Origin of the sequence: Vibrio sp. 10N.222.49.A3 (assembly GCF_041475145.1) — a bacterium.
Classification (GTDB): domain Bacteria; phylum Pseudomonadota; class Gammaproteobacteria; order Enterobacterales; family Vibrionaceae; genus Vibrio; species Vibrio tasmaniensis_A.
The window spans coordinates 1-2,964 of the sequence record NZ_JBFRVM010000106.1 but is presented as its reverse complement, the minus strand read 5'-3'; the positions used below and the strand labels follow the sequence as shown (position 1 = coordinate 2,964).

The 2,964-nt window shown below is 39.6% G+C and carries 2 protein-coding genes and 1 pseudogene; 1 reads left to right on the top strand and 2 read right to left on the bottom strand.

The window, feature by feature from the left end:
* Together AB4589_RS17755 and AB4589_RS17750 are read right to left on the bottom strand one after the other, a co-directional pair.
* Positions 1-403: pseudogene (locus AB4589_RS17755) on the bottom strand (hypothetical protein); the annotation flags it as partial.
* Positions 404-409: 6 nt separating this feature from the next.
* Positions 410-1,411 carry an outer membrane beta-barrel protein gene (locus AB4589_RS17750; RefSeq protein ID WP_372101324.1) on the bottom strand — a complete coding sequence of 334 codons (1,002 nt, stop codon included), beginning with the start codon at positions 1,409-1,411 and terminating at the stop codon, positions 410-412.
* A 389-nt stretch (positions 1,412-1,800) separates the two neighbouring features.
* On the opposite strand from AB4589_RS17750, the gene AB4589_RS17745 reads away from it, so the two are divergent.
* Positions 1,801-2,418, top strand: coding sequence for a LysE family translocator (locus tag AB4589_RS17745; protein WP_372101322.1), 618 nt, complete (start codon positions 1,801-1,803; stop codon positions 2,416-2,418).
* Positions 2,419-2,964: the final 546 nt, after the last annotated feature.

Sequence of the window (2,964 nt, the reverse complement as noted above, 5' to 3'; positions counted from 1 at the left end):
CCGTAATGACCGCTGCCGACACATTCACCTCCACCGTATTACTGGGGATGCCATCTTTGGTGGCCATTACTGTGGTATAGCCCTCGTTAGTAGCAGTAAATACGCCAGTCTCATCAAAGCGCCCTACATCAGAATTGCTTGTGTGCCAATCACTCACGTTTAAATCCGTCAATGTGCGAGATGAACCATCAGAGTAGTGACCAACCGTTTCAAAGGGCTGCTTGTTGCCCGCAGCAAGAGTTAGTTGACTGACACCTTTCATCACTATCGGAGAAGCGACGATATCAAGACGTTCTAATTTTATGGTTGATCCAGAGAAGGCACCTTCTGAATTACAACCAGTTAATAACGTTAGTATTGGAAAAACCACTATTACAAATAAGGCTTTAAAACATTTAATCATAATAACTTACTCTTGGAACTGAAAACTGGGGATGGTAACTTCAACTCGGCGATTTTTAGCTCGCCCCTCTGCGGTCTTGTTGTCAGCAACAGGTTGAGACTCACCTTCACCTCTCCATTCAAGTTGTGTCTGTGTGGCACCCAATTCAATCAGTTTATTGACGACCGCTTGAGCACGATGCTCAGATAGGTTTTGATTGTAGAGTGCTGAGCCTGTTGAGTCAGTGTGTCCAACAACTGTGGCCTGAGCTTGTGGGTAAGAATTTAATATTGAAGAGATTTCAGTTAATTGGTCAATAAACTCTTGGCTAGGGTCGCCTGAATCAAAACCAGACAATATATCTGTAGTTTTTGGTGAAAATGCCTGTATTTGAGGCGGTGTTTTTACAGTGGCTGTCTCTTTAACGGGAGTATCTTCAATAATAGACGTTGGCGCTGTTTCGACTAACGCTGGTTGAGTTGTACTGCCAAACGTATAGGTTAGACTGACCAACAATCCACGGCTATCATACTTACCCGTGTTTGACTTACCAATACTGTCAATGTATTGATAGCCCGTTGATAATCGGACGTTAGGGTTAAAGTGATAGTTAACCCCCACCCCACCGAGAGGAGAAAAACCTGTTGCATCGCTCTTACTTGAAGACAGTTGCGTTTTTTCCATGTCCCAATAAGCAGCACCAAGTCGACCGTATAAACTTAGGTTATCTTGTAGGTACCAATCGTAACGAAGAGTGCTTTCAATCAACCAAGTTTTAACATTAACCGAGTGGCATCCATCCGCCTTTAGTTCATCGTGATATTGATAGCCTAAATCCCAACTCCAAGAGGGAGTAAACTGTAACCCGCTATAGAGACCTAAAATTGTGCCCTCTGGATTTGAGTGATTGCAATTCTCCTCCAGAGCCCCTTGGTATCCCCCTACTACGCCAACAAAAAACTGAGGGGATTCTGTCGCGGCTAGTACAGGAACACTGAATAAACAGGTAAGTAATATTATTTTTTCCATAAATTTCCAGATAGATAGTATCATTTTTGAATAAACATTAAATATTCTCAACAGCTTTAGACCTATACCACTGTATAAGCGAACGTCCTACTTACGAGCTACGCTAGGTGTTCCTCTTACGCCAGAGCTATTCATCGCCCTATCAATGTTTTAAGCGCTTCTTTAGCTATGAATATTATAATTAAGTCTTCAGTCAAATTAAGGAAGCTAAACGAAAATTAATATTAATTAATTTATTATTTAAATATAAATTAATTAGTTAACCGTCAAGGCATAATAAAATACTTGTGATGTAATCTTTTTTTTAAAGTCGAGGAGTATCATCCCCTAACAGAGCATTACGTCCTTTATATTTTCAATAGGTCTTTCATATTACGGATAACAAACATATGGACTATTTACTATTTTTTACAATTTGTGTAGCTGCTACTTTTTCCCCGGGGCCTGCGGTGTTATTGACTGTGAAAAATTCAGCCGTGTATGGGGTTGAGCGAGCGGTCTCAGGGATTCTTGGAAATATTGCAGCTATGCTCACAATGGCAGGCTTATCGGCTACAGGTTTAGGTGTTCTTCTTTTGGCATCTGAATCATTATTCCTATTTATTAAAATGGTTGGCGGAATATATCTACTTTTACTTGGAATAAAGACGTGGAGATCAAACAAACGGACTTTCAAAAATTATGAGCCCCAAGCTAGCGCGAACAACAGAAAGATGTTGTTTCGTGAAGCGTATCTGGTTGGTGTAACTAACCCAAAGGCTATCGTGTTTTATTCGGCCTTGTTTCCTCAGTTTATCGAAGTTGAACATTCCATCATACCGCAATTTATCTTGCTTACACTCACCTTTACCTCGTCGTCATTCCTAGCACTTTTAACATACGCGTTAGTAACAAAGAAGCTTAAGTTTTGGCTTATAAAGGAAAAGGTTAGAGCGACATTTAATAAGGTTACTGGAGGGATATTTATTGGATTTGGCTTGTCTTTGATTCTTAGCAACAAGACATAGAAGTTGTTTTAATAATGACTTCAACGCTACATGGACGACCGTTCCTCACTTAGACTTAATATATGAGTAGAGTGACTCGCCTGAACAAACTTAGCTCAAGCTGTTTTTACCACTGCTACCACTGCCCTTTCCAAACACTACCATTTGTATGACAAGATTAATACGATGAGCTAAATTAGTGGAACAGAAAACCTTGTACAAGGGCTCAGCATAACCCGCCACACCTCTTCAAAGGAGTCAAAGTATGCGTTTTTAATCGCCTTAAAATCACTCTTGGATTAATATTAGAAGAACAAACCATACAAATGGTAAAAATTGCGCAACAAACATCATCCGTCCTAATGTCCTCTTTGCTACAGTCATAACGTTTTACCACTCTAATAAGTAAACACGCCAAACTTTAGCTCTTTACTTAAAAACAAGATGCTCACAATCACATGTAATCTTGATAAAGAATCATTATTTATCAAGATTAGAAAATTAAACCTTCAACTTATGAGCTGAGCAGCTAAGTTGACTCAAAGACTTAGATTAATGACCAAGCCT

What these genes read in the sequence shown, in the direction of transcription:
- AB4589_RS17750 (WP_372101324.1), bottom strand. Translation starts at nt 1,411, where the DNA reads ATGGAAAAAATAATATTACTTACCTGTTTATTCAGTGTTCCTGTACTA.
- AB4589_RS17745 (WP_372101322.1), top strand. Translation starts at nt 1,801, where the DNA reads ATGGACTATTTACTATTTTTTACAATTTGTGTAGCTGCTACTTTTTCC.